Below are 15,651 nucleotides of genomic sequence, written 5' to 3'. Positions count from 1 at the left end.
CCGCCCGCTGAGGCGGCCTTATATTACATCTTTTCGGAAACCCAAGTTCTGTTGCCGCACTGGCATTCGAACATGTGGAAGGTGCGCCCGGTCGGCGGGTCCAGCATGCTGGTGATGAACTTGGGTTGCTCGCCGCATTTTAAGCAGCGTGGTGAAATCGGTTTCGGCCGAGCTTGTTTTCCCATCAATCACTCCCCAGCCCAATACATCACGCGGGACTCGGGATTTGGTTCCGGCCAAATGTACAAAAGTGAACCTATCGAATTAGTCTGGCACTTGACTTGCAGGTCATTTCCTCCGCGCAACCGGGGGGAAGACAACCTTGCACATCCTCGTCGAGGGTTTCAGCGTCTTGGGCGTTGAATTTCAGTATTGGATGCCCATAGCGGTTCTGATTGTCGCGGCTTCTGTGGCCTTTACCGTGCGGACCAATTGACCTCCCCTTTCCAAATTAGGCCACTCAAAAACGGAAGTCGCGGCCTTGCGGCGGGATGTCTGCTTTGCCCCGGTGAGCGGACATCGTCAGGCCGGCCCGGCACGTCCGAAAAGTGCCACAAGGCGACATCGCTGGCGCGCCACGCCCGTCGCCGGTGACTCCTAGAGTTCGCTGTCTAACCGTGAAGCTGCGCGTTGAGGCCGTCCCAATTTGGGGCGCGCCGGGTTGCCTCGAGGGCACCGCTTTGGGAATTGCGCCGAAATAGAAGGCCCTTCTGGCCCGAGAGTTCTTTAGCTTTCAGGACTCGGCCATCTTCCAGAAGAATGCGGGCACCCGCTGTGACATAGCAGCCTGCTTCGACGACGCAATCATCACCCAATGAAATGCCGATACCTGCGTTCGCTCCGATCAAGCAGCGCTCGCCAACTGTAATCCTTTCTTTCCCTCCTCCGGACAGGGTGCCCATGATCGACGCCCCGCCACCAACGTCGCTGCCACTACCAACAACCACACCTGCGCTTATCCGACCTTCGACCATACAGGGACCGAGCGTGCCTGCATTGAAATTGCAAAAGCCCTCATGCATGACGGTCGTGCCCGGCGCGAGGTAAGCTCCGAGCCTTACACGAGCGGCATCCGCAATTCTCACGTCTGCTGGCGTCACATAATCGGTCATGCGCGGGAACTTGTCGACGGCGGTCACCTCGAACGCGAGGTCGCGCTTTCGTGCCTCCATTCGCGCTTGTGGCACACGAGAGCACTCGCAGGGACCGAGAGTCGTCCAAGCGATGTTGGGTAACAGGCTGAAAATTCCTTCAAGGTTCAAGCGATTGGGCTGGACGAGCCGGCGGCTCAGCAGATGGAGTCGAAGATACGAGTCGTGCACACCAGTCGGCGCGGATGCCAGGGACTCTATTTGGGTATGGATTGGAACGATGTCGACGTCGCGAATACTGTCGAATCGCGCATATCCATCCGGCGAACCACCTAACGATCTTACGATCTCCTGCTTGGTCAGCGGCGCCGTTGCTACCTTGTCCGCTTCCGCGGTCAAGCGCAGCTGAAGAAACCACGAATCCAGCACGCGACCGTCACGGGTTATTGTGGCAAATCCCTCGCCGCTCGCGCCTCTGAGCTCCATCGCCATTTGAATTACTCACGCTCGATGATCCTGCACAGAATAGATACGCGAACACCGTTGGAATTGGCAACCACCGCGGTCGCAGCCAGGTCCGCATTGGGTCAAAATGCGAAATACTCGCTGCGAGCAAATGACGTTCGCTCTGGCCCCGACAACGGAGATACAGCGACTGCTGCGGCATGTCCGGTTCGGTAGAGTCGAGGATGGGCGCGGTAGCTTGGGCCATTCGGCAACGCTCCGTTTCCCATCCCACCGGGTCACCGGAGGCGGTCGCCCGCCCCCGGTTCCCACAGGTAGGGTCGAGGGCTGGCGCGTCGTTGTGGCCCGGGGGTCCCGACCCACACCACGTCTCCAGCCCCCTCCACGTCGCACGCAACGTGCGGATTTCCCGCATTGCGCGCCCCCATTTGCTTCACGCCAACGCGTATGGGACCTATCCTGCTGGGGCGACTTTCGGCCCGTCGCGTCGCACTCGATAGGCGTTGAACAGCCCTAGAGTGTCGTACAGCCACCGCCTATTCCATCGTTCCCAGCCGAAGCCCTTTCGTTTCTGAGCATGCACCAGATGGCGCCTGACCTTCTTCTCCACCCAGTCTTTGATGAAGCTGAAGCACTCGCTGGAATGCCCCACCGCGAAGTAGTTCACCCATCCCCGTAGCACCGGGTTGATCAGGCCTATCACCCGTTCAATCGGTTGCGACCGGTGTCGGCGGAACACCTCTTTGAGCGCCCGCACCAGCGCCGTCCGCTTTTTGAGCTTGGGCGTGTAATGCGGCCGCATCGCTCCGCTTAAACCGCGCAGGTAGCGGAACTCAAAGCCCAGGAACCCGAAGCACTCCCCGCGCTCAAGGTCCACTGTGCGGCTCTTTTCATCATTGATTTCAACCTGCAGCTTGCCGAACTCCTCCCGAAGCCGCTTGTCCACAGCCCCGACCAGCCAGTCATGTCGCTTGTAGGCGTCGATCAAGATCACCAGATCGTCAGCGAACCTCGCATATTCGATGTAGGTGTACTTGCCATTTCGCGTGACCTCCCGCGCTCGCTCCAGCATCTTGTCCACCTCATTGAGGTAAAGGTTGCTGAGCAAGGGCGAGATGACTCCGCCTTGTGGAACGCCCTTCTTGCCTAACTCGGTGTCTTCGGAACCGGGTGCAGCTCAGATCGCCCGTCTAAAGAACAGTTGGTATGTCCTGTTGGGCTCGTTTCTTGGAGCCTTGGCTCTGGGCGTGGTTTCGAACGGGGTCTTCTATGTTGCGCTGAAGTATTTGGGCCTTCCCTCCTAGCCCGATGATCGCGCGCCTTCGCCAAGGTGGATCGCCAGTGTACCGCAGACGGGAACGAACGCCCCAAGAGCGCGGCTGGCCGCTCAATCGCTCAATCTGAGGGGGATCACAACCAGCCGCGCGAGCCAGGCGCCCAGGGGATCTAGAAGTCTGGCCCTTGAAGAAACTAGGCCGTTCGGTCGCCGGTTCCAAGCATGTCCGAGACGGGCGCCGGCACGGGGGTGCGGACGCGAAGCGGTGGTCGCGATGTATTTTGAGCGAGGCCTCGCAATGATAGGGGGGCTACGAGGCCTCGCCGGCCGCGCGCACGGGGCGACCGAAGCGCACAGCCTGCCAAACAAATGAGGTCGTCGATCGCCGACGTCACCGGCCAGGCACGCGGACGTGATGGCGGCTCGATCTTTACAGTGGAAAGTTTTTGTTCCTTATAGGCGTTTGTGTCTGGTCGCTCCAAAACCTCACCCAACGCGCCGCAAATCAGCAACGGCATCGCGAGCCATCTCGGTCCGCGCCGTTGGTTTGTGCGTTAAATCGATGTTGTAGCGCGCTAACACCCGCAAAAATCGTCTCAAACATCAGCGATGGAGGCCGGCTTGCCTAATTATTTGGCAATTTTCCCGCCTACAGCCCGGTCACTGCCGATACGAATCATTGCGCGGCTGAGTCGGTCGCGTGTTCAATAGGGGCATGTGCAGGTGCTGATTCACGGAAACGTGGCGACAGCGACATCGGCACTAGAGATGACAGCCGGCTCACCTACCACAGTAACCCGGCTATCGATCTCGGGCGATCCCCACCAGGGACCAGCAAGCGGCTCGTCGGGGAGACCCGGCGGGCCGTAAGCGTTTTGGAGGTTAGCGGAGTCGAACCGTCGCCGCCAGACACATCCTGTCGACCTAGACACCGCCAGAGCCCCGCGTTTTCGTCATAGCTACCGGAGACCAGATCAGTGAAATCAGTGGTTTTTCACTGTGTCCGAGATCGCTTCCCCGGTGTCGCAAAAGCGCTTGGTCGCCAATCAGTATAGACTCCGCGCAACTTTCAATCGTGGAAGACTTCATGAGATTCCTGAACGAGGAATGCGCTTTCGACAGAGAAGGATGGGAGTCTGTTTCGTGAATTTATAAACCGCAACCGGATGCCATTCGCCTCGGTTTCCTGCCGTTTATACGTCCCCTACTCCCACTCGATTGTCTTGCATCGACCTATCGTTCTGATTTTAGTCCAAAGCACCGACGACCAGACCGTCACAACCTGTCGCTTATGAATCCACAGCAATATTTCTTCGGCTGGGCAATCTTTCGATATCGGCATCTATCGACCTCAATCGCGCGTTAGCTCCCCTAATCCCTAGAGTCCACACCACCTAGAGCGTCCTCGCTTAGGATTGCGCTTCTACATTAACGGGCGGTGTTCTGGATTTCGCTATGCCACCAGACGGATTCATGGCGTTGAGGGTGCAGCGCTGGTTCGGTCGCGGTCATTGCATCCGAACTACGGCAATCCAGACGGTGCAACCAGCATGTCCGCGGGCGGATACTTGTGGAACGGAAGGAGCGCCTCCGAGTGGGGCGGCGACTAACAACAACCGCAGGGCTATTCGCGCTCCGCGGTATCGGTATCTTCAGTCAACGTGATTGCTAACCCCGTCAGGGTCGCTCCGATACCAAAGGTTATCGCGCATGTGTCCACGAACATTTAACATAATGACATCTGGAGTTGGGCTGTAGTTGATCAACGTCGCGATGCCAAACGCGGCGATGTGAGTTACGAGAAACGCAAAGGCGAGACCAACTGCAACGCCCATCGCTGTGTGGCTGGTAGCCTCCAGCAGCAGCGAAGGTTTGATTAACGCAGACCGCTTCTTGGGGCGCACAGCCTGACCTCCGGCGGTGTGTGTTTGCTGACAACTGCAGTGAGTGCTGCTGCCTCATTCCCTTCTTGACGGTCAGTCCCGTTCGAAGACCCTGGCACCCGGGTAGATCCGGCGAGCGTACGCAACGACCAACCCGCGGTTCTGCGTCTCCAAGAACGGAGTCCGGATCCGACACGACCCTACGATGAGGTGCCACAAGCCGTTAACCTTCTGGATGGTAACGTTCATGACAACACCTCACATTCACGAGCATCTGACCGGGCCAAGGCCTTGGCCGCATCAGCGTGTGCGGCTTTCTGAGCTCGCCGCTCATAGTCCCCGGCAAGCGCCTTAAGCTGACCCGCAATGTGTTGGTCGGTCATTGTTTGGGCCGCCCGCAGTATGGTTCGTGCCGTCTCCAAATATTGCTTGCTCAGCATGTCGCCTCCACAATTCCAGTTCGAACGGCATGACGCCCTCGAACTACAACCAATCACAGGGAGACGGATCGGACTATTGCACGGACGTTCATCAGCGCCCTACATTTGTTTGAGTGAACGATACTTGGGTTTAGGATTGACCACCCGCGCGCCTCGCGATCGGTAGGAACGTGCCGGCGCCTCACCATCGGTGCAGACGACTGCATCTGCTGCAACCAACCTAATGATAACCCGAGAGCCCGCATTCCGAGTGCTGAGCCCATCCCTCTATGCGTGCAAACATCTACGGCGGCGACGTACCGTCGAACGAATCGCCGGCGAAAGATGACTACTCTAGCGAGCATGTCAGAGTGCAATTCCGCTTGGCTTTATCGCGGTGATCGCTGGATGGTTCGTGACCGAGGTCGGCCGGCAGCCATGGACGATCTACGGGCTGTTGCGCACGGCGGCCTCGGTGTCGCCGTCTTTGACAGGCTCTGACGTTACGCTGTCGCTGCTGGGTTACATGGCAGTCTATCTGCTGATCTATCCCTGGGGCCTCATCCTGATGCTTCGCCTCGTTCGCAAGGGCCCGGTTGAGACCAGCGCAGCGGCTCCGGCAATCGAGGCTGGGAGACCTGCGGCGCCAGTTCTGGCACCGGTAATCAACGTCATGAAAGGAGAGGTGCGATGACCCAGGTGCTCGATTTGGTTCCGATCTGGACGGTGATCCTGGCACTAGCCGTATTCTTCTATGTACTGCTCGATGGCTTCGATCTCGGAGTGGGCATGCTCTATGGCTTCGCACCAGATGCGTGTTCGCGCAACGCCATCATGAACTCGATCGCACCGGTCTGGGACGGCAATGAGACGTGGCTGCTGCTTGGCGGCATTGGCCTTTTCGCGGCGTTCCCGACAGCCTTCGCCGTGATCATTCCGGCGGTGTACTTCCCCATTATGGTCATGTTGCTCGCGCTGGTGTTCCGGGGCCTCGCATTCGAATTCCGGTTTCGCGACGCTGAAAACAGGACGTTCTGGGACCACGCATTCTGCTACGGATCCGCCGCAGCCACATTCGCGCAGGGCCTTGTGCTTGGCGCATTCATCCAGGGGTTTCCAGTTCGTGACGGCCAATTCGCTGGAACGTCGTTTGCGTTTCTCACACCGTTTTCCGTTCTGACCGGCGTGGCGTTGCTGTTCGGCTACGGCCTTCTCGGGGCTGGCTGGCTTATTCTGAAAACCGAGGCTGGTATTCAGGCCGCGGCACGTCGCCAAGGCCGGATCTGCCTCATCGGTGTAGTGACCGCCATCGCCATCGTGAGCATCTGGACGCCAATCATGAGCTCGGCGGTGGCGGAGCGCTGGTTTACCTGGCCCAACATCGCACTGTTCGCCCCGGTACCCGTGCTGACCGGCGCAATCGCGGTCGGGACATGGCGGTCACTCAGCAGCAAGGCCGAGGCGGCGCCTTTTTTTGGGGCCATCGGCCTCTTCGTCCTTGCGTACGCCGGCATAGCCATCAGCCTGTATCCGATGATTGTGCCCTACCAGCTGACGCTGTGGGAGGCTGCCTCGTCGCCGCGTACCCAGGCTTTCCTTCTGGTCGGAACGCTATTCCTGCTTCCTGTCATTCTGACCTATTCGAGCTGGTCGTATTGGGTGTTCCGCGGAAAGGTCCGAACGGACGTGGGGTATGAATGAATGATTGTCTCCCAACGGCCGCTTTGCGCCAACAGCGGCCGTTCGATAAGCGCTTATTCCGCGAATTGGGACTTGGCATAGATTGGTCTCGTCAATATCCGCCTCGCGAACGAGATCAAACCCTCTCACAAAGACACCGCCGACACCAATGAGCGTTTAGAACGCTGCTCTGGTTAGCTGTCTCTAGATTTTCTTTGATCTCTCGGTGCACACATCGTGCACACGCCGCCCTCTAACCTATTGAACGAACTAAACTCTCGTTCCAATCCATCATGGGCTAGTTTGAGCTAACTAGAGTCACTTTGAGCTAACTAGAGCCATCATTTCTCGCTCAGCGTCCCTTCATGGCAGAGCCAAACCTCACCCAGTTCTGGCCATCGAACTTCTGCAATTGCATCTGTTCGATCGGGTAGTGGTCGGCTGGCGATGTGCTCAACGTAACGTCCGGAAGCAGCATGTCGAGATGAACTTGGTTCAACGCCTCGGCCTGCCTCATGATGTTAGCGCGTGTAAGGTCATCCTTGCACCGCCCGAGTACTTCGACCAGCGCCTGGGCGGCATTGTATCCATAGACCACATAGAAATTGTTTTTGTCTTCTCCCGGCATGTATTTGGCCATGAAATCGGAGAATCTCTTCAAACCGGGGTCATCTTTCCAGGCCGCATCGGCAGGATCCTTGCTGTAACTCGCTGTGATGATGTCCCTTGCGTTTTCGAGGCCGGCGGGTTTTAGGACGGCGCTGATCGATTGCGAGTTTCCATGCAGGATGTGCACGGGCTTCCAGCCGATCTCCGCCGCTTTCTTAATGGCTTGCGCCGCAAATTTCGCCGAGGCGAAATTGACGAAGATGCTCGCGCCCGAGAATTTCAGCCTCACAAGTTCGGAATCGATCGTCGGCGCGCTCGTCTCATACGTGACTTCGGCGACAATATTGCCGACCGCATCGCCGAGACCGTCCTTCAAGCCCTTGATATTGTCCCGTCCGAAGTCGTCATTGGACGAGAGAACGGCAATCTTTCCAGTGGGATAGTTTTCGCGCAGGTACCTGCCGTAGATGCGGGTTTCGCTTTGGTAGCTTGGCTGGAAGCCCATCGACCAAGGGTATGTCTTCTGATCGCCGAAGATGGTTCCTCCGGCCGCGATGAACAGCTGCGGTACCTTTTTGGCGTTGACATATTTGATAACCGACATGGTGGTCGGCGTGCCAAGTTGATTGAAGAGAAGCAGAACCTCGTCGCTTTCGATCAACTTGCGCGTCTGCTCCACCGTCTTGGGAGGACTATACGCATCATCGTAAGAAATGAACTCGATCTCGCGTCCATTAACGCCCCCCTGTTCGTTGATCATCTTGAAGAAGGCGCCTTCCGTTCTGGCGATAATGCCATTCGAGGAGAGCGGCCCGCTGTAGGGAGCAGTATTGCCAATCTTGATGACCGCATCGGATGCGCCGGGATCGTACCGCTTCTCTTGGGCGGTGCTGGGCGCTGCAATGGCCAATCCGATCAGCATCGTCAGAGCGATATCAAAATAAGCGAACCTCGCTGCGCGCGCGTGCCGGGACATCTCTCGCCTCGCAATTTTTGGTATTCGATCGACAATCGGCCAGGCCGTTAAGCCGTCTTCAAGTCGAAGTCGAAACGAGTTCCCCACGTCGTCAACTGCTCAATCGTCCACACCCGAGGACGTTGGGGATACGCCTCATGCCAGGGCCGCGGCTCGAAAATGTTGAGCTCCGGAACGAGTACGTCCATGTCGGAATAGAGCTCGATCAGAAAACGGCTCGGGTCGTAGTGATAGGAAGCGAGGTTGTGGCCCGCAGTGTGCCGCGACGGCCCCCAGAGGATGGGATGGTTTTCCTTTGCAAGAAAATCGGCCACATCATGATGCGCGGCGCGGCTGCGCAGCTCAAACGCAAGGTGATGAAGCCGGGTTTCTGGCGCACCGATGACGTTGAGGACGTGGTGATCGTGGTTACAGGTCAGGAACGTCGCAATTCCCTCGAACCAATCGGTCGTGCGGAACCCGATGGCCGAACAGAATTCCACGAATTTGTCAGCCTCCGGCGTTATCAGGGCAACGTGTCCAAGACGCGTTGGAACGACGCCCGAGGTACGGAAGCCGGGGCCAGGCATGGCCATCTCCGGCAACAAATGGAGTGTGTGCCCCGCAACGACGACCTCGACCAGGGCGGGAACGCCCGGCCGCGCGTCGCTCTTCTTTTCCGGAGAGAGACCGAGGCCGCGCAGTGACCGGACAGTCTCGTCGGCCGCTTCTTGTTCGATCCTCAGGCCGAGCGCCGTGAGGCGCTTCTGGGGCGCCGGCTTGATGGTGATGTTGTGGTGATCGAGACCGAGGCTGAAATACGCGCGGCCGTCGGATCCACGCTCGGCAGGAGTTGCTCCGAGCACGCGGTCGTAATATGCGACCTCCTGCTCCGCAGCAGGCGTATCGAGATCGACATAGGCGATTTGGAAAGCGCGGGTCATCGTTTTTCCTCCAGCGTCGCCGCGACGGCTTCTGCGTCGTAGCCATAAAGTCTGTTCATTGCCTCAGGGCTGCCGCGCACGCCTCGCGTGGCGAAGACGTGATCCCTCTCGAGCTGTTGTGGTCCGTCCTGCAGGTGGAAGCTCGTGGAATTGGCGCGAGATCTTTCCTGCACCTCGGTCGCGCGCGGCTTGCGCAATGCGACGTAAGCCCGAAACGCCGACGGAATGTCGAAGGCAACGTGTTTCAGGCAGGCCGCCAGCGCGGCACCGTCCTCGATGGCCTGCGCTGCCCCCTGCGCCATGTAAGGCAGCATGGGATGGCACGCGTCCCCCAGCAGCGCGACGCGCCCCCGCGTCCATTCCGGGAGTGGACTGCGATCGAACAACGCCCATTTGAACGTCTCATCGACCGCCGAGAGAATCGTTGCAATTTGCGGATGCCACCCCTCATAAATCTTTGCCGCATCGGAGACCGAACCGCGGTCGGACCATTGTTCCCGCGTCCAGCTCGCCTCTTCGCTGACCGCCACAAAGTTCAGGAATCGACCTGAGGAAACGAAGTAGTGGACAAAGTGTCCGCCCGGCCCCACCCAGTTCGTGACATCGAGCGGAAGGCCGAGATGCGCGACGCGTTCGGCAGGCGCGAGCCCCCTGTACGCGATCTGCCCCGAGAACCGCGGCTTTTCCACGCCGAACAGCCGCTCGCGAACCTGGGAGTGGATTCCGTCCGCCCCGATAAGGAGATCGCCGCGCTCGGACGAGCCATCCTCGAAGCGGGCGGTCACGCCCGTTTCGTCTTGCGCGACATCGACCAGACGTCGTCCAAGCTTGATCTCCTTGCGACCGAACGCGTCCGCCAGAAGGGCGATGAGGTCAGCTCGGTGGAAATGGTAGTACGGCGCCCCATAGCGAGTCTCGATCGAGTCACCCAGTTCTTCGCGCCCCAGGACACGGCCGTCCTGCCAGCGACGAAACACGACCGAGGAAGGGCGAACGGCGGCCCGCGCCATGGCGTCGCCGAGCCCGTAGCGGCCCAGCAGCCGGGAGACGTTGGGGCTGATCTGAATGCCCGCGCCAACCTCGCGTTGCGCCATCGTCTGCTCGAACAAGGAAACGTCGAGGCCGGCCCGACGCAACGCGATGGCAGCGGCCGTACCGCCGATACCAGCGCCGATCACCAGGGCATGAAGCGGCTTCACCGTTCCGCCCCCCAGCCGAGAGCCGCCGCGAGGATCGCGTCGGCAGTTGGCATCTTGCTGCCCGTTCCGCGCCAGGCAATGTGATGGTCGGGCCGCACGAGCAGCATGTCCTGTCCATAGACACCCTTCAGATCGGGTTCGTCGAGTTGCAAGACCGACAGCGGTATCCGTCGTCGCGCCGCAGCATCGATAAAGGGCGACGGATCGCCCCCGCGGAAATCGATCAGCGTGAAATATGTGCCCAGTCGATCGTAGAGCGCCGTCCCGTCCTTCAGGAACGCGCTGGGCAAGCGGGCGCCAGGCGTGGTCATCGGCTTGTAGACAGCCGGATCAAACGGAAAGGCAGCGACCGACCCGTCGGCGACGATCGGCGATCCCTCGTAGATAAAGCCGTGTTCGATTCCGAACCATTCGTTCTCTGCGTTGCCAAGCTTGGCGATCCCTGCACCGACTTCCGCCCGGCGCACGGGATCTTCGCTGTTATCGCCTTCCAGCAGGCCTCCATAGGCTTCAGCAATCTGCATTCGCACCTGCATGTGGCGACCGGATGCGTCGCGATTTCGTGCCGCGACGGGACGCCGCTCGATTTCATACGACGCGAGGAGGCCGGGTCCGCCGAAGCCCTGGAGCGTCGCCGCCAGTTTCCAACCGAGGTCAACGGCATCGCCGACCCCGGAATTCATCCCATAGCCGCCTGTCGGGATGAACTGATGCGCGGAGTCGCCTGCGAGCAGGACGCGTCCCTTGCCATACGTTTCGGCGACCAGCAGGTGCGGCGTCCACACATTCGCGACCAGAATCTCGAAGGGGAATGGCCGGCCCGCATAGGCCTCGACGAGAGCGCGTGGATCGAGCTTGGTCGCGTCCTGGCCGGGAAATACAGGCACGTGAACGGTCCAGATATCATCATCGTTCTGAGCGATCATCGTTCCGATCGGCGATTGATAGTGCCAGGCAACGCCCCAGCGCTGCAGCAGATCTCGCTCGGTCGATCGAAAGTGGATCATGTAGAGTTCGCCGACGCGCGCCTGTCCCTCCAGCTGGATGCCCAGCCCCGCCCGAACGCGGCTGGTACCGCCGTCGCAACCGATGAGATATTGACAGCTGACCTGCTCCTGGGCGCCACTTCCCTGCTCCCGCAGATTGGCGACGACACGATCATCCTTCTCCTCGAAGCTTTCGAAGGCGACGCCGAACCTCACCTCGGCTTCCGGACGAGCATCGATGGATTTCTTCAGAACGGGCTCGATCTCGATCTGTGAGACGCGCATCGGAGGCTCGAGCGGTTGGGTGCCGTCGTTCTTGATGCGGATTTGTTTTCGAAACTCGCTCGGTGCCATGTATCGAAAACGATGCAGCTCATATCCGGCGAGACTTGTGATCCAGGAAACGTCGAAAGGATGATCTTCCGGCACCGCGACATGTCGCAATGCGTCCGCGAGGCCGAACTTGCGAAAAAGCTCCATGCTGCGGCTGTTGGTGATGTCCATCTTCGGGTGGCGGGTCGTGGTCGCATTCTTCTCGACCAGCATCAAGCGGATTCCGAAATGGGCCAGGACGTTCGCAAGCGTCATCCCGACAGGACCACCCCCTGCAATCAAAACCGGAACCGATTTCATTCTTTCCTCCCAATACGAGCGGCGAACGATCTACGTCGTGCTGCCGCCACCGAATGTCGCCCGATCAGGGCCCGGCCTGATCAACTCCGTTGAGCCAAGGCAGTGCGCTAATCGACTCTGGTCAAGACCTCGCCTCCACGGCAACCGATATGATGTCCGCTCGAATCCGCGAGTGACAGGATCACCCCGGGGTCAGGCGGCCGCACGCACCGCGTCCTTGGCTTCAAGCTCGATCGGATTGCGCAGAACGCCCAATCCCTCGATCTCGATCTCGCAGACGTCGCCGGGCTTCATATAGAGAGGCGGTTTGCGTGCAGCACCGACGCCGGACGGCGTGCCGGTCACGATGATGTCTCCCGGAAACAGCGTAATGCCCACGCTGATCAGCGCGACCAACGTTGCGACATCGAAGATCAGATCGGAGGTCGATGCCTTCTGCATCACCGTCCCGTTCAATCTCGTCTCGAGTTTCAGGCCGCTCGCACCTGACGGAAGTTCGTCGGCCGTTACAAATGCGGGCCCGAATGCTCCCGTGCTGTCGAAATTCTTGCCGATGGTCCATTGCGGCGTTCGGAACTGATAGTCGCGAATCGTACCATCGTTGAAGATCGAATATCCGGCGACATGGTCGAGGGCCGCGGACTGGGGGATATGACGGCCGCCGCGCCCGATGACAGCGACAAGCTCCCCTTCATAGTCGAGCGCCTCCGAGACAGTCGGTCGCACGATCGGCGCACCGTGCCCGATGAGGCTCGACGCGAACCGGCCAAAGAGCGTCGGGTAGTCCGGCTGCTGCATGCTGCTTTCGGCGGTGTGGTCCGCGTAATTCAATCCCACGCAGATGATCTTGCCGGGTGCGGACAGCGGCGGAAGGAAGCTCACCGCTTCGGGATCGATCGGCTCGCCCTTGAGGAGAGCCGCTGCGAGATCCTTCAATCCGTCCCGTCCGCCGGCAAGGGCGCTTTCGAGCCTGCCATGCGCTCCGCCGTCATCAAGCCCCCAGTGCCGGCCGGCTTGATCGGCCACCGCGAGGCCGCGCGTTCCGTTTCTTTCATAGGCGATGAAGCGCATGGGGCGTTTTCCTCCGTGTGCGATCTCCTATATCACATAAAATGCATATTACAATAGAAAATGCATAATTTCTAAAGTATGCATATTTACAAGTGACTCTCGTCATTCCGTCCGGTATGGCTATGAGCACCATGGAATCACCCACAAGCCTCACCCACGGAGCCTATGCGGAGCTTCGCTCTGAACTGCTCGCGTGCAACTTCGCGCCCGGAGAGAAACTGAAGATCGACGATTTGTGCCGTCGCTTTGCGGTCGGCTCGAGCGCCGTGCGTGAGGCGCTGTCGCGCCTCGCATCGGAGGGGTTTGTCGTCAGCGAACCGCAGCGAGGCTTCCGCGTCGCGCCACTGTCGGTCGATGCCCTTCGCGATCTGACCGACGTTCGATGCAGCATTGAGGCGCTCTGTCTTCAAGGCGCGATCGAGAAAGGTGGAATCGAGTGGCAGTCGCAGGTGGTCGCCGCGCTGCATCGCCTGACGAATACGCCGGTATGGGCAGACAAGGCCGCGCGCCGCTATAGCAACGAATATGCGAAGGCCCATGAGATCTTTCACGAAGCCCTCGCAGCGGGATGCGGAAGCCCGTGGCTTCTTCATCTGCGAGCGGTTCTTTTCAATCATTCTGCACGCTACCGGTGGTTTACCGGTCCCTTGTCTAAGGTGGATCGAGACCTCGATAAGGAACATCGCGAGATTGCAGAGGCCGCTTTGGCGCGGGACAGCGAACACGCGGTCGCACTGATGAACGCGCATTTGCAAAAAACCGCAAAGGTCGTTCTCGACGCCGTATCGTCTCAGGGCGAGCTGCCTGCGAGATCCTCCAGGGCAAAACCAGGCGAGACTAATACGTCTGAAGGCCCAGGTCTAAAACGCAAGCGCAGCACGGCATCCGCCTGACGACCTGCCAGCTCCCGCCCGGCATGGGCAAACCGGGTGTCGCTACAATCTGATGACCAGCTTGCCCCGGTTCTCCCCGACGTAGAGCATCGCAATCGATGCGGGAGCGGCCTCGATGCCTTCCTGCATGTCCTCGCGATACCGAAGCTTGCCGGAACGAATCCAGCCAGCCAGCGCGGCAATGGCTTCTTCATACCGTGGAGCAAAATCGGTGGTGAGGAAGCCCTGCATGATTGCGCGCTTGACGAGCAGATGCCGCTCCGGCCGCGGTCCCTCGTTCCAGGGATCCCAGCTCGCATACGAGGCGGTCCCGCAAATAGCGATGCGCGCTCCGACATTGATCTGCCGGACAACGGCATCGTGAATTGCACCGGACGTGTTGTCGAAGAACGCGTCGATGCCATGGGGGCAAAGCCGGGCGATCGCTCCATCAAGATCCGCCGTCGACTTGTAATCGACGGCGGAATCGTAGCCGAACTCTTCGATGCACTGCCGGACTTTCTCCGCACCACCGGCGAACCCGATGGTACGACACCCCTTGATCTTCGCGATCTGGCCCACGGCAGAGCCAACCCCACCGGCGGCCGTCGAGACCACGACGGTTTCCCCGGTCTTCGGCCGGCAGACGTCCAGCAGACCAAAATAGGCCGTCAGGCCGTTCAGTCCGAGCACGCCGAGCGAGAGCGACAGGGGAAGATCATCTTCGAGGACCTTCCGCATGACCTGCTGCGGTTTGGCTGCGGCATAGTCCTGCCAGCCGAATATACCCATGACCTTGTCGCCAGCTGCATAGCCAGGACTTCGCGATTCGATCACCTCCCCGACCGAGAATGCGCGCATGGTGTCGCCAACTTCTATCCTCGGCCAATAGGTGCTCTTGTCGGCAATCCAACCGCGCATTGCCGGATCTGCCGACAGGAAGATGTTGCGAACGAGGAACTCGCCGTCCGAAATCCTCGGCACCTCCGCCTCGCGTAGCGCAAAGTCCGTCGGCTGCGGAATTCCGTTGGGGCGTGAACATAGCCATACTTGCCGGTTTTTCATTGCTGCCGCCTTTCCTGTCTCGCCGCGCTTGGGAGCCGAGCTGCGTGTTTCGGTCCAGTCGACCATGAGCTTGCGCTCGGCGAAGAGCCAAGCGCCGTCCTGCTTCACGAACTTGTCCAGGTAACGGATCGACGCGATCATCAGGGTGCGCTTGTCGCCGTCCAGGCTCACGTGATGGGCAATGCAGTAGCTTTCACCGGTCGCTCCGTCACCATCGAGGCGGATGGTGCTCTGGCCGTTGAAATGCGTCGTCGCCTGATATTGGTTCAAATCAGCGAAGACAGGCGCAAGCGCGCTGCGGCCGTGGAGGACGTAGGTCGGCTCGGACGAGCGACTGTCCATGAAAACGTGAAACGCCGTGTCCTCAGTGAAGAGCGCCATCTGCCCGCTTGCGTCGCGCCGGTCGGCGCAATGGGCATAGGCGTCGATCAGTTCCCTGATAGCGAGGCGATCGGCCGCTTCTTCCGGGGTCATGGTCGGGTTCATGGCGCTTCCTGTTGCCG

Annotated in this window: 13 protein-coding genes; 3 read left to right on the top strand and 10 right to left on the bottom strand. The window is 59.7% G+C overall.

What is annotated here, in order from left to right:
* Positions 1–23 precede the first annotated feature (23 nt).
* From B5525_RS45490 to B5525_RS44415, 4 genes are all read right to left on the bottom strand, one after another.
* A complete protein-coding gene (locus B5525_RS45490) occupies positions 24–185 on the bottom strand; it encodes a hypothetical protein (protein ID WP_172899976.1) in 162 nt (53 codons plus the stop codon).
* Positions 186–611: 426 nt separating this feature from the next.
* Positions 612–1,583 (bottom strand): DapH/DapD/GlmU-related protein, encoded by a 972-nt coding sequence (locus B5525_RS26150; RefSeq protein WP_079568590.1) that lies wholly within the window; start codon positions 1,581–1,583, stop codon positions 612–614.
* Positions 1,584–2,010: 427 nt separating this feature from the next.
* Positions 2,011–2,664: a group II intron maturase-specific domain-containing protein gene (locus tag B5525_RS47950; protein WP_197687847.1), complete on the bottom strand. Its 654-nt coding sequence runs from the start codon at positions 2,662–2,664 to the stop codon at positions 2,011–2,013.
* Positions 2,665–4,484: 1,820 nt separating this feature from the next.
* Positions 4,485–4,736 carry a hypothetical protein gene (locus B5525_RS44415; RefSeq protein ID WP_154073434.1) on the bottom strand — a complete coding sequence of 84 codons (252 nt, stop codon included), beginning with the start codon at positions 4,734–4,736 and terminating at the stop codon, positions 4,485–4,487.
* A gap of 813 nt (positions 4,737–5,549) precedes the next feature.
* Here B5525_RS44415 and B5525_RS26135 point away from each other — a divergent pair.
* Together B5525_RS26135 and cydB are read left to right on the top strand one after the other, a co-directional pair.
* A complete protein-coding gene (locus B5525_RS26135; protein ID WP_244567582.1) occupies positions 5,550–5,828 on the top strand; it encodes a cytochrome ubiquinol oxidase subunit I in 279 nt (92 codons plus the stop codon).
* A complete protein-coding gene (gene cydB, locus B5525_RS26130; protein ID WP_172899975.1) occupies positions 5,825–6,835 on the top strand; it encodes a cytochrome d ubiquinol oxidase subunit II in 1,011 nt (336 codons plus the stop codon). The genes B5525_RS26135 and cydB overlap by 4 nt, the downstream gene beginning before the upstream one ends.
* A 331-nt stretch (positions 6,836–7,166) precedes the next feature.
* Here the strand turns inward: cydB and B5525_RS26125 are convergent, their stop codons facing one another.
* The 5 genes from B5525_RS26125 to B5525_RS26105 form a co-directional block, all read right to left on the bottom strand.
* The gene (locus B5525_RS26125; RefSeq protein ID WP_154073433.1) at positions 7,167–8,399 is read right to left on the bottom strand and encodes an ABC transporter substrate-binding protein; all 1,233 of its coding nucleotides are present in this window, start codon (positions 8,397–8,399) and stop codon (positions 7,167–7,169) included.
* A 47-nt stretch (positions 8,400–8,446) separates the two neighbouring features.
* Positions 8,447–9,322 carry a VOC family protein gene (locus tag B5525_RS26120; protein ID WP_079568587.1) on the bottom strand — a complete coding sequence of 292 codons (876 nt, stop codon included), beginning with the start codon at positions 9,320–9,322 and terminating at the stop codon, positions 8,447–8,449.
* Complete coding sequence (locus B5525_RS26115; protein ID WP_172899974.1) at positions 9,319–10,521, bottom strand: FAD-dependent monooxygenase; 1,203 nt, start codon at positions 10,519–10,521, stop codon at positions 9,319–9,321. Before B5525_RS26115 ends, B5525_RS26120 begins: the two co-directional genes overlap by 4 nt.
* Entirely contained in the window at positions 10,518–12,140 is a 1,623-nt protein-coding gene (locus B5525_RS26110) for an FAD-dependent monooxygenase (protein WP_079568586.1), read from the bottom strand. Before B5525_RS26110 ends, B5525_RS26115 begins: the two co-directional genes overlap by 4 nt.
* A 192-nt stretch (positions 12,141–12,332) precedes the next feature.
* Positions 12,333–13,211 (bottom strand): fumarylacetoacetate hydrolase family protein, encoded by an 879-nt coding sequence (locus tag B5525_RS26105; protein WP_079568585.1) that lies wholly within the window; start codon positions 13,209–13,211, stop codon positions 12,333–12,335.
* Positions 13,212–13,333: 122 nt separating this feature from the next.
* Here B5525_RS26105 and B5525_RS26100 point away from each other — a divergent pair, with 122 nt between their 5' ends.
* Positions 13,334–14,104, top strand: coding sequence for a GntR family transcriptional regulator (locus tag B5525_RS26100; RefSeq protein WP_244567581.1), 771 nt, complete (start codon positions 13,334–13,336; stop codon positions 14,102–14,104).
* Positions 14,105–14,146: 42 nt separating this feature from the next.
* Here the strand turns inward: B5525_RS26100 and B5525_RS26095 are convergent, their stop codons facing one another.
* Positions 14,147–15,634 carry a nuclear transport factor 2 family protein gene (locus tag B5525_RS26095; protein WP_079568584.1) on the bottom strand — a complete coding sequence of 496 codons (1,488 nt, stop codon included), beginning with the start codon at positions 15,632–15,634 and terminating at the stop codon, positions 14,147–14,149.
* Positions 15,635–15,651 lie beyond the last annotated feature (17 nt).

Origin of the sequence: Bradyrhizobium erythrophlei, from assembly GCF_900129505.1 — a bacterium.
Classification (GTDB): Bacteria; Pseudomonadota; Alphaproteobacteria; order Rhizobiales; family Xanthobacteraceae; genus Bradyrhizobium; species Bradyrhizobium erythrophlei_D.
This window is presented reverse-complemented; position numbering and strand designations above follow the sequence as displayed.

What these genes read in the sequence shown, in the direction of transcription:
- B5525_RS45490 (WP_172899976.1), bottom strand. Translation starts at nt 185, where the DNA reads ATGGGAAAACAAGCTCGGCCGAAACCGATTTCACCACGCTGCTTAAAA.
- B5525_RS26150 (WP_079568590.1), bottom strand. Translation starts at nt 1,583, where the DNA reads ATGGCGATGGAGCTCAGAGGCGCGAGCGGCGAGGGATTTGCCACAATA.
- cydB (WP_172899975.1), top strand. Translation starts at nt 5,825, where the DNA reads ATGACCCAGGTGCTCGATTTGGTTCCGATCTGGACGGTGATCCTGGCA.
- B5525_RS26125 (WP_154073433.1), bottom strand. Translation starts at nt 8,399, where the DNA reads ATGTCCCGGCACGCGCGCGCAGCGAGGTTCGCTTATTTTGATATCGCT.
- B5525_RS26120 (WP_079568587.1), bottom strand. Translation starts at nt 9,322, where the DNA reads ATGACCCGCGCTTTCCAAATCGCCTATGTCGATCTCGATACGCCTGCT.
- B5525_RS26110 (WP_079568586.1), bottom strand. Translation starts at nt 12,140, where the DNA reads ATGAAATCGGTTCCGGTTTTGATTGCAGGGGGTGGTCCTGTCGGGATG.
- B5525_RS26105 (WP_079568585.1), bottom strand. Translation starts at nt 13,211, where the DNA reads ATGCGCTTCATCGCCTATGAAAGAAACGGAACGCGCGGCCTCGCGGTG.
- B5525_RS26100 (WP_244567581.1), top strand. Translation starts at nt 13,334, where the DNA reads ATGAGCACCATGGAATCACCCACAAGCCTCACCCACGGAGCCTATGCG.
- B5525_RS26095 (WP_079568584.1), bottom strand. Translation starts at nt 15,634, where the DNA reads ATGAACCCGACCATGACCCCGGAAGAAGCGGCCGATCGCCTCGCTATC.